12 protein-coding genes and 1 tRNA gene are annotated in these 17,732 nt (G+C 68.3%); 7 read left to right on the forward strand and 6 right to left on the reverse strand.

From position 1 onward, the window contains the following. Positions 1-14: 14 nt before the first annotated feature. The gene (locus Pla123a_RS00195; RefSeq protein WP_146583512.1) at positions 15-308 is read right to left on the reverse strand and encodes a hypothetical protein; all 294 of its coding nucleotides are present in this window, start codon (positions 306-308) and stop codon (positions 15-17) included. Between the two features lie 41 nt (positions 309-349). Next, positions 350-1,180 carry a CAAX prenyl protease-related protein gene (locus Pla123a_RS00200; protein WP_146583513.1) on the reverse strand — a complete coding sequence of 277 codons (831 nt, stop codon included), beginning with the start codon at positions 1,178-1,180 and terminating at the stop codon, positions 350-352. Positions 1,181-1,640: 460 nt separating this feature from the next. Between Pla123a_RS00200 and fusA the strand changes: the two genes are divergently transcribed. After that, complete coding sequence (gene fusA, locus Pla123a_RS00205) at positions 1,641-3,755, forward strand: elongation factor G (protein WP_146583514.1); 2,115 nt, start codon at positions 1,641-1,643, stop codon at positions 3,753-3,755. Positions 3,756-3,962: 207 nt separating this feature from the next. Continuing rightward, entirely contained in the window at positions 3,963-7,577 is a 3,615-nt protein-coding gene (locus Pla123a_RS00210) for a hypothetical protein (RefSeq protein ID WP_146583515.1), read from the forward strand. Between the two features lie 68 nt (positions 7,578-7,645). On the opposite strand, the gene Pla123a_RS00215 is transcribed toward Pla123a_RS00210, so the two are convergent. Beyond that, positions 7,646-8,836, reverse strand: coding sequence for an alginate O-acetyltransferase AlgX-related protein (locus Pla123a_RS00215; protein WP_146583516.1), 1,191 nt, complete (start codon positions 8,834-8,836; stop codon positions 7,646-7,648). A 20-nt stretch (positions 8,837-8,856) separates the two neighbouring features. Then, the gene (locus Pla123a_RS00220; protein WP_146583517.1) at positions 8,857-10,308 is read right to left on the reverse strand and encodes an MBOAT family O-acyltransferase; all 1,452 of its coding nucleotides are present in this window, start codon (positions 10,306-10,308) and stop codon (positions 8,857-8,859) included. A 1,009-nt stretch (positions 10,309-11,317) separates the two neighbouring features. Between Pla123a_RS00220 and lepA the strand changes: the two genes are divergently transcribed. Next, entirely contained in the window at positions 11,318-13,195 is a 1,878-nt protein-coding gene (gene lepA, locus Pla123a_RS00225) for a translation elongation factor 4 (RefSeq protein ID WP_146583518.1), read from the forward strand. A 73-nt stretch (positions 13,196-13,268) separates the two neighbouring features. On the opposite strand, the gene Pla123a_RS00230 is transcribed toward lepA, so the two are convergent. Together Pla123a_RS00230 and Pla123a_RS00235 are read right to left on the reverse strand one after the other, a co-directional pair. Further along, positions 13,269-13,787, reverse strand: coding sequence for a ferritin (locus Pla123a_RS00230; RefSeq protein ID WP_146583519.1), 519 nt, complete (start codon positions 13,785-13,787; stop codon positions 13,269-13,271). Between the two features lie 249 nt (positions 13,788-14,036). Then, positions 14,037-14,120: transfer RNA gene (locus Pla123a_RS00235), tRNA-Leu, on the reverse strand. Between the two features lie 299 nt (positions 14,121-14,419). Here Pla123a_RS00235 and Pla123a_RS00240 point away from each other — a divergent pair. The 4 genes from Pla123a_RS00240 (at position 14,420) to Pla123a_RS00255 (ending at position 17,723) form a co-directional block, all read left to right on the forward strand. Continuing rightward, positions 14,420-15,244, forward strand: a complete 825-nt coding sequence (locus Pla123a_RS00240; RefSeq protein WP_197527547.1) for a type III pantothenate kinase — start codon at positions 14,420-14,422, stop codon at positions 15,242-15,244. Continuing rightward, positions 15,241-16,404 carry a GTPase gene (locus Pla123a_RS00245; protein ID WP_146583521.1) on the forward strand — a complete coding sequence of 388 codons (1,164 nt, stop codon included), beginning with the start codon at positions 15,241-15,243 and terminating at the stop codon, positions 16,402-16,404. The genes Pla123a_RS00240 and Pla123a_RS00245 overlap by 4 nt, the downstream gene beginning before the upstream one ends. A 73-nt stretch (positions 16,405-16,477) precedes the next feature. After that, complete coding sequence (locus Pla123a_RS00250; RefSeq protein ID WP_146583522.1) at positions 16,478-17,122, forward strand: hypothetical protein; 645 nt, start codon at positions 16,478-16,480, stop codon at positions 17,120-17,122. A gap of 115 nt (positions 17,123-17,237) precedes the next feature. After that, the gene (locus tag Pla123a_RS00255) at positions 17,238-17,723 is read left to right on the forward strand and encodes a hypothetical protein (protein WP_146583523.1); all 486 of its coding nucleotides are present in this window, start codon (positions 17,238-17,240) and stop codon (positions 17,721-17,723) included. Positions 17,724-17,732: the final 9 nt, after the last annotated feature.

Here is a 17,732-nt window from a genome sequence, read left to right on the forward strand (position 1 = left end):
AACAATGGGAACCTTCAATCAGGCGAGCGGCCAGCCGGCCGCTCGCCTGATTCTTTGCGCCGCTGCACCGCCATAAACCGCGCCGCCGACCACAGCCCATCGAAGCGGAACCGGGGGTCGATGTACCGCTCGATCACGTAGAACGCGAAGTAGTACGCGCGGCAGAACGCCCACACCGTGAGGGCGAGCAGCGCGGCAGTGCGGGCGGTGCGGGACTCGAGCAGCAGCAGCGCGGCGCCGATCGCACCGATGCCAACGAACAGCACCGCTTTGACGCACATCAGGCGGGGGTCACGCAGGTCGGCCATGCAGGGTAGTCTTGCGGCCGAGGTGAATCACTCGCCGCCCGCTACCAAAGCCGCCAGTCGCCCATCGTCACGACCCACACGCCCAGCAGGAAGTTGGTCACCGCGTGGGCCACGACGCAGTCCCAGAAGTTCTTGGTGCGGAGCATCAGCCAGGTCACCAGAGAGAACCACACCAGCGAGGCCAGCTTCTCGGGGTGGTAGAGCATCGGGAACGCGGTGCCAATGACGATGGTCATGGCGCCCGCCTTGCCGAACGCTACCTGCCAGAACTCGGGGTGGTAGCCGTCGGTCTCGAGGTTGCGCATCAGCCAGCCGCGGAGCATCAGCTCCTCGATGATCGGCACCAGCACCGCCAGGCCGATGAACCTGACCACCAGGAACGCCCACACGAACCACGCCGGCTGGTCGGCCAGCTCTTGGAAGGGGTTGAACGCCGGGCGGGGTCCGAGGCCGAGCAGCATGACCGCCGGGTTCTCTTCGCCCAACATCCGCACCAGGTAACCCTCGAGGTCGACCCAGCAGATCGCTACCCACAGCACCACGCCCACCACACCGACCACCACGGACAGCGGCGACACGCGGAAAGGGAACTGGCTGATGATCGGGCGCCAGCACCAGGCGAGGGTCGCGAAGCCCAGCAGCAGCCGCACCGCGTAGGCGTACGGGTACTGGGAGAAGGTCAGGCCGAACCAATTGTCCGCCTCGGCGGCGGCGGCGGCCTCGGGGGTCGCGTCGGGGTCGGGGGCGGAGGGTTCGAAGGTCGCCAGCAGCATGAACACCGCCAGCGGCAGCACGAAGGGCAGCACGGGACGGCTGGCGAACCAGCCCCAGGTGGCGCGATCGGGGCTGGGCTGGTTGGCTGGCTCTGGCATTAAGATGAGTGTGGGTCAGTGTTTAGGTGGTCAGCGGCAATCCGCTGCTCGGCTCTGCCCGGTCGCTCCGGGGAGCCGTCCGCCCGGATCGGGCAAACTAATCTAGGTGGAAAGCCGATAAGACTCTACTCTACTGATTGCTGCGCCGAGGCCTCACCGCGAGATCCATTGGGCGGGATTCCCGTCATAATCCCTAGCCGTAGGCGTGCTGTCGAGTATGATACAGGCTTCGCTGGCGACGACCGGCGAGGCCAAAGGAGTCGGCGATTGCGCCGGCGCCCCAGTTGGCTTGCCAAGGTTGATTGGCGTTGGGTCACACGCGGCACCGCGACCGACGACGCAACCTCCCCACACCCACGCGATCGCTAACAACGATCCGATCGCGCCCCGCCTGTTGTCCGCTCCTGATTTATCAGGATGGGGGATCGCAGGACGAGGAGTCCACCCGAAGGCAACGATCATGAACTTGAAGAACGTTCGCAACATCGGCATCTCGGCCCACATCGACAGCGGTAAGACCACGCTGAGCGAGCGGATCCTGTTCTACGCGGGTCGGATCCACAAGATCGAGGACGTCCGCGGCGGCGGCGACGGCGCCACGATGGACCACATGGAGCTGGAGAAGGAGCGTGGCATTACGATCACGTCGGCCGCCACCAGCCTGCAGTGGAAGAACTACGACATCAACCTGATTGACACCCCGGGCCACGTCGACTTCACGGTCGAGGTGGAGCGTTCGCTCCGCGTGCTGGACGGCGCCATCCTGGTGCTCTGCTCGGTCGGCGGCGTGCAGTCGCAGTCGATGACCGTCGACCGCCAGATGAAGCGCTACCACGTCCCCCGCCTGGCGTTCATCAACAAGATGGACCGCACCGGCGCCAACCCGTTCAAGGTGGTGCAGCAGGTCCGCAAGAAGCTCGGCGCCGACGCCGTGCTGATGCAGCTGCCGATCGGCAGCGAAGAGAACTTCAAGGGCGTGGTCGACCTGGTCGCCATGAAGGCCTACTTCTTCGACGGCGAGAAGGGCGAGGTGGTCCGCGTCGACGAGATCCCGGCCGACATGAAGGACGATGCGGAGGCCGCCCGGCACGAGATGCTCGAGTCGCTCTCCATGTACAGCGACGACCTCATGGAGAAGCTGCTCGGTGAGGAGGAGATCAGCGAGGAGCTGATCCACGACATCACCCGGCACGCGGTGATCGAGCAGGAGTTCACGCCGGTCTTCATGGGCTCGGCGTACAAGAACAAGGGCGTGCAGCCGCTGCTCGACGCCATCACCCGCTACCTGCCGTCGCCGACCGAGGTCACCAACAAGGGCGCCGACCCGCAGGACCCGGACAAGGTGATGAAGCTGGAGCCGGACGCCAGCAAGCCGCTGGTCGCGATGGGCTTCAAGCTCACCGACGACGAGTTTGGCCAGCTCACCTACACCCGCATCTACCAGGGCAAGGTGAAGAAGGGCGAGAGCTACTTCAACCAACGCACCGGCCGCAAGGAACGCTTCAGCCGCCTGGTCCGGATGCACTCCGACAAGCGTGAGGAGATCGACTCCGCGTCCGCCGGCGACATCATCGCCGTGATGGGCATCGACTGCGCGTCGGGCGACACCTACTGCGACCAGCCGAACTACTGCACGCTGGAGAACATCTACGTCGCCGAGCCGGTGATCAAGATGTCGATCAACCCGCTCAGCCGGGACAACAGCGACAAGCTCAGCAAGGCCCTGCAGCGGTTCCGCAAGGAGGACCCCACGTTCCACGTCTTCACCGACGAGGAGACCAACGAGACCGTCATCGCCGGCATGGGCGAGCTGCACCTGGAGATCTACGTCGAGCGGATCCGCCGCGAGTACGGCGTGGACGTCGAGGTCGGAGCCCCGAAGGTCAGCTACCGCGAGTCGGGCCAGCAGCCCTACGAGTTCGACCACACCCGCAAGAAGCAGACCGGCGGCTCGGGTCAGTACGGCTGCATCATGGGCGTCATGTCGCCGCAGACCGAGGAAGACCGCGAGGCGGTCCGCGAGACCGGCTCCGAACCGAACGAGCTGATCTTCATCGACAAGGTCACCGGCGGCCGCATCCCGAAGAACTTCATCCCGGCCATCGAGAAGGGCTTCCGCAACATGCTGGACAAAGGCCCGGTCGCCGGGTACCCGGTGGTCAACATGAAGATCGAGCTGGTGGACGGCAAGTACCACGACGTCGACTCGTCCGACATGGCGTTCATGCTCACCTCGCAGGAGTGCTTCCGCGAGCACTTCAACAAGATGAAACCCGTGCTGCTCGAGCCGATCATGCTGATGGAGATCGAGTGCCCCGAGGAGTTCCAGGGCCAGGTGGTCGGGCAGGTCAGCTCGAAGCGTGGCATGATCGTCGAGACCGAGACCAACGACGGCATGACCAAGATCATCGCTGAGGTCCCGCTCGCCGAGACCTTCGGCTACTCGACCGACCTGCGCAGCAACACGCAGGGCCAGGGCACGTTCTCGATGGAGTTCGCCAAGTACGCCCCGGTGCCGTCGAGCATCCAGACGGAGATCGTCGAGGAGCGCAAAAAGGAGCTGCAGCCCGCCTAGGGCTTTCCGGTGCGACCGCGACTGCAGACCATCAAGCCCCCCGGCGATCCGCCGGGGGGCTTTTTTTGTGCCCGGCTAGCGCTGCTCCGCCGCTCGCCCCGCACGAAGTTTGTGCCGCGGGACTCCGCGGGGTAGACTCACGGGCTGGGCCGACGAGTCGTCAGGGGCAAGACCGACGGCGCCCAACCAAGGCGGAGCCCTCTATCAATGCGCGTTCTCCGAGTCTTTGCCGTCGCGCTGGCGTGCGCCGGCCTCGCCGCGTCCGCTTGTGCGCAGTCGGACCCGGCCGGGTTCACGAACGTCTACAACATCGACTTCATCAGCCGGCTTAGCAGCGTGGGGTCCGACACGCAGATCAATCTGCTGGAGGGCGGGATGCTGTACGACAGGATCCAGGTCGGCTCGTTCAGCCCGCCGGGGTCGAACATCGAGCTCAACCTGCTCGGCGGCTCGTCGTTGATCCGCATCGACGCTTACTCGGGCAGCGTCACGAACCTGGTGGAGGGATCGGTCGGCGGCCAGGCCTACTTCTACGAGGGCAGCGTCCTGAACGTGCTGGGCGGAAGATTCTCCGCCCAGCTGTGGGCCCAGCCCGGGAGTGAGGTGAACATCCATAGCGGCGAGGTCACCGGTAGCCTCACGGCGTACGACCGGTCGGTGGTGAACGTCTTCGGCTCTGGGTTTGGCGACCAGGTCAACATCCAACCAGGCGCCAGCGTCAACCTGTCGGGAGGGGCGCTGGGCAACCGGGCGCGGCTCGACGGCAGGCTCGACTTGTCGGCCGGCTCCCTCGGCTCGGACGCCGCGGTCGCCGGCGTGGTCACGATCTCTGGGGGAAGCGTTGGCGACCGGCTCAAGATGTCGCCGGGCGCGGTGGTCGCGGTCAGCGGCGGCCGCGTTGGCGATCGCCTCAATGCGGCCGGTGGAACGCTCGACTGGTCGGGCGGCGGCATCGGCGACTACCTCGTCGTCGGGCCCGACGCGCTGCTCAACCTCGCTGGCGGCGAATTCTACCTGGGCGGCTTGCCCGTGGTTGGGCTGAACACGGCGGGCGACTCGCTGACCCTCGACCTGCCGGCCAATGCCGTGCTGACGGGCGTGCTGGCCGACGGCACGCCGTTCGCCCTCTCACCGAGTGACGGCGATCTGGTCACCGCCGGCACGCTCACGCTCCACTACGCAGAAACGCCGCCCGCCCCGCCAGGCGTGGTCGCCGCCGCGCCGGACCTGCTCGGCCTGCGGGCGGCGCAGGTTGTGGTGCTGGGGGACGGCGACGCCCTCGGCGACAACTTCAACGCCGGCCGCCTGTCGACCATCATCCAGGGCGCGGGCAGCATCATCGGCGCCAACCTCGAGCTGGTCGACGCCAACATGGTCATGGTCGGCGGCACGCTCGGCGACGACGCCGACGCGTTCGACGGCGCCGAGCTCACCGTCAGCGGCGGGCAGGTCGGCAACCGTATGCAGGTCCACAGCGGCGGCTCGGTGAAGATTACCGGCGGCGCGGTCGGCTCGTTCCTTGAGGCCCGCTCCGGTGGCCGTTTGCAGATCTCCGGCGGCGAGTTGGGCGCCGGCATGGTAGTCAGGGAGGGCGGTTCGCTGACGCTGTCGGGCGGGTCGGTTGCCGGCGGCTTCACCGTTAGCGAGGGGGCCGAAGTGTCGGTCCTGGGGGGCGAATTCAGGCTCAACGGCGCGACGCTCCCCGCGCTCGGGGCGCCAGGCGGGACCGCCACCGTCGAGCTCGGCGACAACGACGTGCTCACCGGTCTGCTGGCCGACGGCACGCTGCTGGCGCTCTCGCCGCTCGACCTCGACTCGATCGACGCGCCCATCCAACTCACGACCACCGCCCTGCCGACGCCGATCGCGTTCGAGCGGGTCGTCGACTCTGCTGAGCCCGAGACCAACCGGCTAGCGGCCGGTCAGAAGCTGACGCTTGTCGCCGGCGGGTCGCTGCCCGAAAACTTCCAGGCGAGTGGCGGCCAGCTCCGCCTCGAGGGCGGCGCGGTCGGCGGCGACCTCGAGGCGGTCAACGCTCAGATCACGATCACCGACGGTTCTCTTGGGAACGATGCCGACCTCTTCTCTGGCGCGTCGCTGCGTGCCGAGGGGGGGCAGGTCGGATCCGATCTGCAGGCGTTCTACGGCAGCTCGGTCGAGGTGGTCGGCGGGGGCCTGATTCTGCAACGCTTCGAGGCAATCGGCGCCACCGTGGATGTAAGCGGCGGGCGGGTGCGGTCCGGCTTTAGCGCCCGGGCCGGCGCAGAGGTCACCTTGTCGGGGGGCGCGATCGACAGCGCGACCACCAGCGACGGCGCCCGAGTCGTGGTGCAGGGGGGCGACATCGACGGCGCCATAGTTGTCGCCAACGGCGGGCTGCTCGAGCAGCAGGGCGGCGGCATCGGGAGTCGCTCCCGCGTCGAATCGGGCGGCGAGGCCGTCCTCTCCGGCGGCTCGATCGGGGACGCCCTCCGGGTGGACGAGGGCGGCGCCGCGACCATCGTCGGCGGCCAATTCCTGCTCAACGGCCAGCCGCTGCCGGTCCCGCGTCCTCTCGCGATCGACTTGGCGGACACCGACGTGCTTACCGGCGTCCTCGCCGACGGCACGCCATTCCTCTTCTCCCGGATGGATCGCGCGTCGATCCCGCGGCGGTCGCAGGCGCTCACCGCCGCGGACGCGCCGACGGCGAGCTTCACCGGCGACCTGTTCGCACCCGGCACGCTGATGCTGAGCCGTGTAGAAGTCCCGCCGGCCAAGCCCGGCCTGGCGCCGATCGGCGCCGAGCCGCCACGGGGCGTCCGCGATGGCCAGCTGGTCGTCGTCGACAACGGGCGTTCCTTGCCGAGCAACTTCAGCGCCGGCGCCGGGTCGGCGGTCGCGATCGTCGATGGTTCGATCGGCGGCAACCTCGAGATGAACGGCGCCTCGCTGCTGATGACCGGCGGCTCCGTCGGCTCGTACTCCGACGCCTTCAACGGCAGCACCGTCACCGTCGCCGGCGGGGTCGTGGGGCCGTACTTCGACTCGTTCGGCAGCACCGTGGTAGTATCCGGCGACGGCCGCGTTGACCCGGGGTTCAACGCGTTTGAGGGCTCTGAGGTAGTGATCAAGGGCGGACAGGTGCTCGGGGTCTCGGTGCACCAGAGCCGGCTCGACGCCACCGGCGGCTACACCCAAGGCGCCAGCATCTACGCCGAGGGCTACGCAACGGTCGACGGCGACGCCGAGCTGGCGAACGCTTTGGTTTACGCCGGCGGCCAGATCACGATCACTGGCGGGGCCGTAGGCTGGCTCCAGCTGCGCGGCGGCGAGGCGCTCTACACGGGCGGAGACCTCATGAACTTGACCGGCGACTCCGGCCTGCTGCGCGTCGAGGGCTACCAGTTCTTCGCAGACGGCGTCGACCTCACGTCGCAGATGACGCCCGGCGAGCCGCTGCGGATCGAGCAACGCAACTTCCAGCTCTCGGCGGTCCTGGCCGACGGCGGCGACGCCGCCTTCTACGTGGGCGCCAACTTCCAACCAAGGGCGATGCTCGAGCTGGTCCTCACCCCGCTGATCCTGGGCGACTTCGACCGCAGCGGCGTGGTCGACGCCGACGACCTGGTCGTCTGGCAATCGCAGTACGGGCAGCAGGTCGACTACCCCGGCGCGGGCGCCGACAGCAACCGCGACGGCGTCGTCGACGCGGCCGACTACACGATCTGGCGGGACAACCGCGCCACGCCGCGACGCGGCCTAGGGGCGGTCCCCGAGCCGGCGGCGGCGCTGCTAGTCGCGTTAGCGTTCACCGCGGCATTGCCTCGCCCTCGCCGCTAGTGCTGCTGGTCAGCTTGGTCTCGTGCCAACTGGCATGCTGGTGAGCGGGCCGTGGGGCGGCCACGCTGCTAGTGCGCCCCCTGCGGCACTGCCGCAGCAGCTTGACGCAAGAGCACCTCGGCGGCCGGCAGGCTCAGGCGACGTTCTACTACTTCAAGGACGACCACGGATGGTTTCTCATTGGCGATGAGCTCGGGGTCGAGGGAGAAGCCCTTGACGAAGACGCAGCGCTTAAAATGCCGAGCCAGCACCGGCAGCATCACTTCCCCGAACGAGTCAATGTAGACGATGGCCGAGTCGTACTCGCCGTCGGCGCAGTGGGTGACCAGCCGCTGCCGCGGATCGAAGTGGTCCAGGAACCCCCCTCGGTTGTCGAACCCCGGTTCGGGGATGGGCGAGCCGTCCGCAGTGGCCACCTCCCGCGGCGGTTCGAGCGAGACGCTGAAGATCTCTTCCGGCATCAGCCGCGCCATCCCAATCTGACGCGAAAGGTCGCCGCCGTTCTCCGACCGCGTCCGCCGCTCGATCGAGGACGGCTCGACCGGTTCGCCCAGCAACGGGCCGAAAGCGGTTGTCAGCTCGCGGGCGGCGATCGCCGCCCCGTACTGGTTCCAGTGCGTGTCGGTCAGGTGGTAGCACCGGGCGTCCGCCTTGGCGCGGACGAGGGCGTCGTTCGGGTCGACGATCGTGAGGCCAGCGGCTCGGGCCGCGTCGACGAATTCCTCCTTGCGGCCCGGCCGGGACGCGACGGTGAAGCGGTCGTCGACGTGCTCGGGGTAGACGGAGTACTTGTTGGGCGCCACCAACATGACGAACTGGGCGCCGCCCTGTTCGGCGGCCGCCTGCCAAGCGGCGGCGGCGTCGACCCACTCCGAGAGCTCCCGGGGGCTGAACGGGTCGAGGCGGCGGTACTGCTGGAGCGACGACTCGCTCTTCAGGAACAACCAGCCGTCCGTGCCCAACGCCACGTTCGGCGAAGGGGAGGTCGCGAGCCCGTCGACCATCAGTCGGCCGTGCAGCTCCAGGCACAGGTCGCGGGTGGCGAACGCACGCTCGAAGTAGTACTTGAACCCACCAGGGTAGGAGATCGCCTCGCGCAGCGAGGCGGGCGTAGCGGGGGGTGGGGGTCGGTGCGCGGCGGTTTGGTCGAGCAGCCGGAGCCCGACCACCGAGCAGAAGAGCGTCGCGAGGATCACGGCGGCCAGCGTGAGGAACGTGCCGATCTCGACAGTCCGGACTTGGCGACGGAAGGGGCTCATGGCTGCGGTGGTCCTGGGCGTCAGAATTGAAAGTAGATGAACGGGTTGTACGCGTCGCTCGCGGCCCGGATGGTTACAAGCACCGCCAGGACCCCGTAGACCGCGGCGTGCAGCGTCGTTGTTGCCGCCGCCCGGCTCGGCCGCCGCCCCGTGCGGGCCGCCGCCCGCGTGAGCACCAGCAGGATCGGCGTGCAGGCGATCGCCGCCGCGAAGAAGACCAGCAGATGGGCCGGGAAGACGAACTCGGCGATGGTGTGCTGCAACCCGGGACTGCCGGTCAGGCCGAACATCGCGCCCAGGTACCCAAGGAAGTAGCCGAAGGCGTCTCCCTCGGGGGTGGGACCTGTCGACGCGCGGAACAAGATCCAGCCGATGACCGTCCCCAACATGGCGTAGGCCCACCCGATCGGCGCCGGCATCTTTGAAAGCAGCCGACCAAGACCGGCCCGCTCGGCGATCAAGAACAACCCGTGGTACGCCCCCCACAGGATGAAGCCCCACCCGGCGCCGTGCCACAGGCCGCAGAGCAAGAAGACGATCAGGAGGTTGCGGTAGGTGGCGGCCTCACCGCCCCGGTTCCCGCCTAGTGGGATGTACACGTAGTCCCGGAACCAGCTCGACAGCGAGATGTGCCAGCGGCGCCAGAACTCGGTGATCGACCGGGAGATGTACGGGTAGTTGAAGTTGCGTGGGATCCGGAAGCCGAACAGCCTGCCCAGCCCGACGGCCATGTCCGAGTAGCCGCTGAAGTCGAAGTAGATCTGGAACGTGTAGGCGATCGCGCCAGTCCAGGCCAGCGGGGCGCCGAGCTCGTCGGCAGGGAGGGAGAAGACCCCGTCGGCAACCTCGGCCATTGGGTTGGCGATCAGGAGCTTCTTGGCCGCCCCGATGACGAACCGCCGCGAGCCCGCCGCCATCAGCGAGAACCGCCAGAGTCGGCCGTGGAGCTGGTCGCGGAGCTGGGTGTAACGGACGATCGGGCCCGCGATGAGTTGTGGAAAGAGGGCGATGTACAAACCGAGGTCGAGCGGGTTGCGCTGCGGACGGGTCCGTCGCGCTGCGACATCGAGCACGTACGACAGGCCCTGGAACGTGAAGAACGAAATGCCGATCGGCAGGTGGGTCGACGCGAGGCGGGCGACTATGCCGGAGTCGAGCGCCGGGGTGTTCTGCGCGATGAACCCGGCGTACTTGAAATACACGAGCGGCGCAAGGTTCACCGCGACGGTCGCCGCCACCAGCGCGCGGGTGGCCCACGGCGACCCGTGCACGCGGTCGATGGCCAGGCCGAGCAGGTAGTTGGCCCCGATCGAGCCGATCATTACCGCCACGTACTCTTTCTCGCCGAGCGCGTAGAAAACCAGGCTGGCTCCGAGCAGCAGTGCGTTGCGCAGTGGCAGCGGGCAGAGGGCGTACGCCATAACCACCAGCGGCAGGAAGACAAACAGGAAGGTCGGTTCCACGAAGAGCATGAGGTGTCGCCGAGAGTCGTGATGGGTGGCGTGTCGCGGTTAGGGGGCGTTGTGCTTGGGGCGTGCACTGAGCCACCACAGCGACTAGCCGGGGAGGGCGAACGACCGCCTGCGGGACGCCGCCGTTCGGAGCCGTTCGGTGTGCGCAAGAAGGTGAGGCAGGGTCGTCGGTTCTCGACCTGAGGGATCGATTGTCATCTTAATTGGCGGCCGCAAAGGATACCAAGAATTCTGCACCAGCGTTCTAGGCCGTTCAGGACCCTTGCCCGACGAGTACCGTCAGGGGCTGTGCGCGGCGGCAGCCCGCGACCCGTGAGCCCCCACCGGGCGCTAATCCGAAGCACCGGCCACTCGCCACGATCTAACAAGCAGCGAGGGGGTTGTTTCTTGCTTGTCTCTTGCCTGCCGTCGAGGACGCCGCTCGGCTGTCGCAGGGCTACGCCGGCCGGCAGGGTGGCACATCCCTGCCAGGGCGTGGCGGCGTTGGTGGTGATTCACCACGCCCATTATGGGCGTGCTACCCGTGGCCAGTCCGGCGACGGGTTTCTCGCCAGTTTTGCGTAGCGACGGGGCCAGCAGGCGTATCTAATGAGGGTTGCGCTGGCTGACGGTTGCGGCGCTGCCGCCGCCGACGGCAGCCCGGGTTCGGTGGGGCTTGCGCGCTGGCCAAGCGTTGAGAAGCCCGTGCCCGTGGCGACCACTGTGGGACAAAACCCACGTAGGGCGATCGGGGCGTTTGTCGCAAGTGCTTTTGGAATAGCGGCTTACGGAAATCATGGCCGTCGGTAAAGTCCGGGTTTTGTCCCCTCCGTTGAAAGTTTCGGACTAGACCCGCCGGTGGCGGCTGCGGATCGAGCGCCCTTCCTTAGTTTCCTGCGGGAAGAGAGAATGGGGGATTGTCGCACGCCCGGCGGCGCTGGCGGGTCCCCCACCTTGCGGTGGGGGCTGTCCGAGGCCGACCGCTCCCTAGCGTCCTCCCACCTGAAATCCATCCTCACTGCTGGCCCCTATGGCGTCTGCTCCGACCGAATCGACCCCCCAGCCCGCGCCCAAGAAGAAGCCGTCCGGCAAGCTGGTCGACCCGAAGTTCATCCGCAACTTCTCGATCATCGCGCACATCGACCACGGCAAGAGCACGCTGGCCGACCGCCTGCTGGAGGTGACCGGCACGGTCACCCAGCGGGAGATGAAGGAGCAGCTGCTAGACGACATGGCGCTCGAGCGGCAGCGCGGCATCACGATCAAGGCGAACTCGGTCTCGATGCGGGTGGTGTACGAGGGGCAGCAGTACGAGCTGAACCTGATCGACACGCCGGGCCACGTCGACTTCCAGTACGAGGTGTCGCGGTCGCTGACCTGCTGCGAGGGCGCGCTGCTGCTGGTCGACGCGTTCCAGGGCGTCGAGGCCCAGACCGTGGCCAACGCGTACAACGCCATCGAGCACGACCTCGAGATCGTGCCGGTGCTCAACAAGATCGACCTGGTGCACGCCCGGCCTGACGAGGTCAAGGAGGAGATCGAGCAGACCTTGGGCCTGGACGCGTCCGAGGCGATCGGCTGCAGCGCGAAGACCGGGCTCAACTGCCAGGCGGTGATCGACGCGGTGATCGCACGGATCCCGCCGCCGACCGGCGACAACACCGCGCCGCTGCAGGCGATGGTGTTCGACAGCCTGTACGACGAGTTCCGCGGCGCGATCATCTTCGTGCGGGTGATGAACGGCGTGGTCCGCAAGGGCGACCGCATCAAGTTCCTGCAGGCGGGCACCGAGCACGAGGTGGTCGAGATCGGCCAGAAGACCCCCAAACGCACCGCGACCGACAGCCTGTCCGCGGGGCAGGTGGGCTACATGGTCTGCAACATCAAGTCGCTCGGCAACGTGCACATCGGCGACACCGTGACCACCGCGCGGGGCCAGCAGGCCGAGCCGCTGCCGGGCTACGAGCAGCCGAAGCGGATGGTGTTCTGCGGGCTGTACCCGTCGGACGGGCAGGACTTCGAGCAGCTCCGCGAGGCGCTCAGCAAGCTGCAGGTGAACGACCCGAGCTTCGTGTTCGAGCCGGAGACCTCCGACGCGCTCGGCTTCGGTTTCCGCTGCGGCTTCCTGGGCCTCTTGCACATGGAGATCGTGCAGCAGCGGCTGGAGCAGGAGGCCGACATCGACCTCGTGCAGACCGCGCCGAACGTCACGTACAAGATCCAGCGGAAGAACGGCGAGTGGATCGAGGTCCACACGCCGACCCGTGTCCCCGAGATGGGCGACATCGAAAGCTTCGAGCAGCCGGTCGTGCGGGTCAGCTTCGTGATGCCGGCGGAGTACGTGGGCGGGATCATGAAGCTGTGCGCCGACCGCCGCGGCGCTTTCGTGCGGCAGGAGTACCTCAGCCCGATCCGCGTGATGCTGGTGTACGACATCGCCCTCGCCGAGGTGGTGTACGACATGCACGACAAGCTCAAGAGCACGACCAAGGGCTACGGCACCATGGACTACGAGCTCCGCGGCTACGAGCAGGGCGACCTCGTGCGGATGGACATCCTGGTCAAGGGCGAGCGGATCGACGCGCTGTCGATTGTGTGCGACCGCCGCGACGCCGACTCCCGCGGCCGGGCGATCATCAAGAAGCTCCGCCAGGAGATCCCCCGGCACATGTTCGAGGTCGCGCTGCAGGCGGCCATCGGCACGCGGATCATCGCCCGCGAGACCATCAGCGCGATGAGCAAGAACGTCACGGCCAAGTGCTACGGCGGCGACATCAGCCGCAAGCGGAAGCTGTGGGAGAAGCAGAAGGAAGGCAAGAAGCGGATGAAGTCGATCGGCCAGGTCGACATCCCGCAGAAGGCGTTCCTGGCGGTGCTGGAGACCGGCGATGGCGACAAGCAGGGCTGAGGCCAACGAAGGGCCGCGCGGCGCATCCGCGACGCTTCATGGGTTGGTTGCAGCCACGAACAGCGCGGGCCTGTTACTCGGCCGCGGCGTTTGGCTCGGGGCCGCGGGAGCCTAGTTCGCGGTCGAGGTCCAGCAGGGACGACGGGTCGTCCTTCACCAGGTTGAACTTGTGCACGATGTCGCGGAGGGACTTTTCCTCTTCGACTTGTTCTTTGACAAACCACTCGAGCTCCACGAGGGCGGCGAACGCCTTCTGCTCGATGGCCAGCTCGAACAGGTTGTCGATCTGGCTGGTGACGGTCCGCTCCTGCTCCAGCGCGGCCTCGAACACCTGCGGGATGCTTTCGTAGTCCTTGCGGGGCTCGGCCAGCGCCTGCAGCACGACGCGGCTGCCGCGGGCGGTGAGGAAGTCGTACAGCCGCATGGCGTGGTCGTTCTCCTCGGCGCTCTGGGCACGCATCCAGGCGGCGCAGCCGAGGAACTGCTCGTGCTCGAGGTAGGCCGACATCGCCAGGTAGCTGTAGGACGAGCTGAGCTCGTTCTTGATCTGGTCGTTGATGGCGTCCTGCATGACCGGCGAGAGTTCTTTCATAGCGGCGTATCCGTGAGCGGCGCGTCGAGCGGCGGGGCGAGGTGTACGTGACAGCTGAGCGATACAGCTGTGCGGCAAAGAAAAAAGCAGCGGGGGAGGACTGACCTCCGCCCGCTGCTCTGAGGGTACCAAGATGAGGACCGACCGCCCAGGAGGGCCGCCTCGATGCGACCAACCGAAGAGCAGAGGTCCTCGTGAGCCGATTCCGGCTCGCTCGTGTTTCTGGGGGGCTGTTCCCAGCCTCACCAGTGGGCCCGACTGGAGTCGAACCAGCACGCCCTTGCGGGCACATGCCCCTCAAGCATGCGCGTCTGCCAATTCCGCCACGAGCCCAAAATGTGCGGCGGGCCCGAGGGCCCGCCAGCCCCAAAGTCTAGCTGATGGTGCGAGTGCGTCAAGTTGGGGCGGGGCAGGGGCTAGCAGGGGAAAGGCGCAATTGGAAAGGGGAAGTGGTGCCGGGAGGGATGCCGCGGGTGGCCGATGCGTCTTGCCCCTTACGGTTTTCCCCCTTTGGCGCAGGCCGGGCGTGATATGCCAAACCCGCCGATCTCCCGCCGGGAGCCGGGCGCCTGCCGCTGCGGGGGAGTCGTGGTTATCTTGGCTGGATGGGTGAAACGGAGCGACTAATCGCCGTGGATGTCGGGAACAGCCGGGTCAAGCTCGGCCTATTTGAGCGGCCTGTGGAGTGCGAGCAGGCGGCCCAGGCGGGGCTGCTGCCGATTGCCGGCGGGGCCCTGCCAGAGCCGGTGGACACCTTCAGCTTTGCCCACGTCGAGGGGGAGCCGAGCGGCTACAACGCCCTCCGTGAGTGGCTGCGACCCCACGCCGGCATCCCGGCCCTGCTGGCGTCGGTCCACCGCAGCGCGGGGCAGGCGACCATCGAGGCACTGCGGGGGTGCGGCGTCGACAACTGCCGGCCGCTGGTCGGCAAGCAGCTGCCGATCGCCACCCGGGTCGACCAGCCCGAGCGGGTCGGCATCGACCGGCTGCTGGCGGGCGTGGCGGCCAATCGGCTGCGGCGGCCCGAGTCGCCCGCGATTGTAGTCGACCTCGGCACCGCGCTGACGATCGACCTAATCGCCGCCGACGGGGCGTTCGAGGGGGGGGCGATCCTGCCCGGCCTGCGGATGGCCAGCCGGGCCCTGCACGATCAAACCGACGCGCTGCCGGACATCGCCATGCAGCAGCTCGAGGACTCGCCCGACGCGGTCGGCAGGAACACGGTCGACGCGCTCCGAGCCGGCTTGTTCTGGGGCGCGGTGGGGGCGATCCGCGAGGTGGTCGCCCGCCAACGCGACCGCCTCACCGTCCCGCCGCAGCTGTACCTGACGGGTGGCGCCGCGCCGTCGGTCGCTCGGCTGCTGGGGGGGCCCGACTGCACGGTGCGGTACCTGCCGCACCTAGTGCTGTCGGGGGTGGCGATCGCGTCCGAGTCGAAGCCCGGCCCGGCGCCATGAGCGTCAGGCCTCCGACCCACGCGCCAACCCTTGCAACGGTTCAGACCGCCGAGGGCCGCGGCGCCGTGGCCGTGGTGTGGGTTAGCGGCCCCACGTCGGTGTCTGCGGTTGACGCCTGCTTCCATGCCGCCAACGGCCGTCCGCTAGCCGAGCAGCCGGTGGCCGCCCTGCGGTTTGGCCGCTGGTCCTCGCCCACCGGCGAAGAGGTGGTCGTGACGCGCCGCGGGGCCGACGTCGAGGTCCACTGTCACGGCGGGACCGCCGCCGTGCGGGCGGTGGTGCGGGACCTGATTGAGCAGGGCTGCGTCGAGAGTCGGGCCGACGCGCCCGGGCTAAGCGGCGTCTGCCGGGCGACGCACGAGGCCGTGCTCGCCCTCCGCAGCGCCCTAACCGAGAGAACCGCGGGCGTGCTGCTGGATCAGGCCGAGGGGGCGCTGGAGGCCGAGCTGCGGTCGATCGCCGACGGCCTGGGCGCCGGCGACGGTTTGGAGCGGCTCGAACTGCTTGCTGTCTGGGGCGAGCTTGGTAGGCGCCTCACGACGCCGTGGCGGGTGGTGCTGGCCGGGGCCCCGAATGTCGGCAAGAGCAGCCTGACGAACGCCCTGTTGGGCTACGACCGGGCGATTGTGTTCGACCAGCCGGGGACCACGCGGGACGTAATTTCGGCGGACGCGGCGGTCGAGGGCTGGCCCATTTCGCTGAGCGACACGGCCGGGCTCCGCGCGGCCGACGACCCGACCGAGGCGGCCGGCGTCGAGCTCGCGATGCGGGTGCTTGACCAGGCCGACCTAATCGTCGACGTCCGCGACGCTGCGGCGCCCGATCAGCCTAGCGTCATCCCAGGGGCGATGGCGGGGCGGCGGCTAGTAGTGTGGAACAAGCTCGACCGAGCGGTTTGCGGAACGGCGGAGGGTGGTACTTCAGAGGGCCTCGGCACGGTCGCCACGACCGGCCGCGGTGTGCCGGAGCTGCTGGCGGCGATCGCGGCGGAGCTAGTTCCCACGGTCCCAGCGGCCGGCCGGGCGGTTCCTGTGAACGCGGTGCAAGCAGGGCTGCTCCGCCGGGCTGCCGACGCAGCGGCGGGGGGTGATTGGGGCGCAGCACGGGCGGACGTGCAGGCGCTGCTGGCGCCGGCCGACAGCGAGTTCGACGCAAGTTGAGTGGCAGGCTGTGCCGATTATGGCGGGTGTGCGGCCGCGTGAGGCGGGCGCCTGCTCCAACGAGGCACGAAGCATGAGAGTCACCTACGCCGCGATCGCGATGTCCTGCGCCCTGCTGGCCTGCTGGGCCTCGCCCGCTTGCGCCCAACGCGGCGGCGACGCGTACTCGCTGCGACGCTACCTGGGCAGCGACGCCTACCTCGCTGAGAGCTTCTCCCGCCCGTCGTCGCCGGTTTCGAGCCAGGCGACCGTCAACGAAGCGGCCCGCCAGGCGTTGCCCCAAGTGGCGCCACCGCCGGCGACGCCGAGCTACACGTCTGGCACCAGCAGCACGCTCAACTACTACGGCGGCGCCGCGGCCCGCCAGACGCTCGATCAGATGCCCCGCCGCCCGCGATTTATTCCGCAGGGGGGGCAGCCGGTTGGGGCGGGCAGCAAGCCGTACGCCGGCGGGGCGGCCGACCCGACTATCAGCCCGTACCTGAACCTGTTCCGCGAGGAGCCAGAGGACTCGCTCCCCAACTACTACACGTTCGTCCGGCCGCAGCAGAACCAGATCGAGACCAACCGTTCCCAGCAGCGCCAGCTGCAGGGCCTGCAGCGCCAGGTGCAGCGGACCTCGTACCAGGCGCCTGCCAACGCCGGTGGCGGGATCCCGGCGACCGGCTTCCGGGCCCGGTTCGGCGACACCGGCCAGTTCTACAGCGGCTGGCGCTAACGGCGGCCGATTTGCCCTCCGGGGCGTCGCGACGGAATAATGGCGGGTAAGCGGTCGTTGGATCGCGCCTGTCCCCGATCGAGCCGACGCTCGATCGCCGCCGCGGAGGATTCAGATGGCCGTTCGCCTCGCTGCTTTGTTGTTCTGCCTGCTCCCCGCCCAGCTGCACGCTGAAGAGCCCGCCAAGGAGCCGCCCGCCGAGGAGTCGGCCGAGCTGACGCCCGCCGAGCAGGCCTTCGCCAAGGCGATGAGCAACGCAACCTTGCGGGGCGCGTTCACCACCGGCGCCGACGCCGCGCCACGGGCCGAGCGGTACGACCTCGGCAAGGTGAGCAAGGTCGGCGACGGGCTCTGGCAGATCCGGGCCCGCATCCGCTACGGCGAGCACGACGTCGAGCTGCCCCTGACGCTGCCAGTTGACTTTGCCGGCGACGCGGCGGTCATCCGGGTCGACAACGTCGGCTTCCCCGGCCTGGGCGTCTACTCGGCGCGGGTCATGATCCAGGGCGGCAAGTACGCCGGCTACTGGCAGGGCGGCGGGCACGGCGGGCACCTGTTCGGCGAGCTGGTGCACGGTGCTGAAAAGACCGAAGCCGAGTAGCCTACGCCG

The sequence above is a fragment of the Posidoniimonas polymericola genome (assembly GCF_007859935.1).
Lineage (GTDB): Bacteria > Planctomycetota > Planctomycetia > Pirellulales > Lacipirellulaceae > Posidoniimonas > Posidoniimonas polymericola.

What these genes read in the sequence shown, in the direction of transcription:
- Pla123a_RS00195 (WP_146583512.1), bottom strand. Translation starts at nt 308, where the DNA reads ATGGCCGACCTGCGTGACCCCCGCCTGATGTGCGTCAAAGCGGTGCTG.
- Pla123a_RS00200 (WP_146583513.1), bottom strand. Translation starts at nt 1,180, where the DNA reads ATGCCAGAGCCAGCCAACCAGCCCAGCCCCGATCGCGCCACCTGGGGC.
- fusA (WP_146583514.1), top strand. Translation starts at nt 1,641, where the DNA reads ATGAACTTGAAGAACGTTCGCAACATCGGCATCTCGGCCCACATCGAC.
- Pla123a_RS00210 (WP_146583515.1), top strand. Translation starts at nt 3,963, where the DNA reads ATGCGCGTTCTCCGAGTCTTTGCCGTCGCGCTGGCGTGCGCCGGCCTC.
- Pla123a_RS00215 (WP_146583516.1), bottom strand. Translation starts at nt 8,836, where the DNA reads ATGAGCCCCTTCCGTCGCCAAGTCCGGACTGTCGAGATCGGCACGTTC.
- Pla123a_RS00220 (WP_146583517.1), bottom strand. Translation starts at nt 10,308, where the DNA reads ATGCTCTTCGTGGAACCGACCTTCCTGTTTGTCTTCCTGCCGCTGGTG.
- lepA (WP_146583518.1), top strand. Translation starts at nt 11,318, where the DNA reads ATGGCGTCTGCTCCGACCGAATCGACCCCCCAGCCCGCGCCCAAGAAG.
- Pla123a_RS00230 (WP_146583519.1), bottom strand. Translation starts at nt 13,787, where the DNA reads ATGAAAGAACTCTCGCCGGTCATGCAGGACGCCATCAACGACCAGATC.
- Pla123a_RS00245 (WP_146583521.1), top strand. Translation starts at nt 15,241, where the DNA reads ATGAGCGTCAGGCCTCCGACCCACGCGCCAACCCTTGCAACGGTTCAG.
- Pla123a_RS00250 (WP_146583522.1), top strand. Translation starts at nt 16,478, where the DNA reads ATGAGAGTCACCTACGCCGCGATCGCGATGTCCTGCGCCCTGCTGGCC.
- Pla123a_RS00255 (WP_146583523.1), top strand. Translation starts at nt 17,238, where the DNA reads ATGGCCGTTCGCCTCGCTGCTTTGTTGTTCTGCCTGCTCCCCGCCCAG.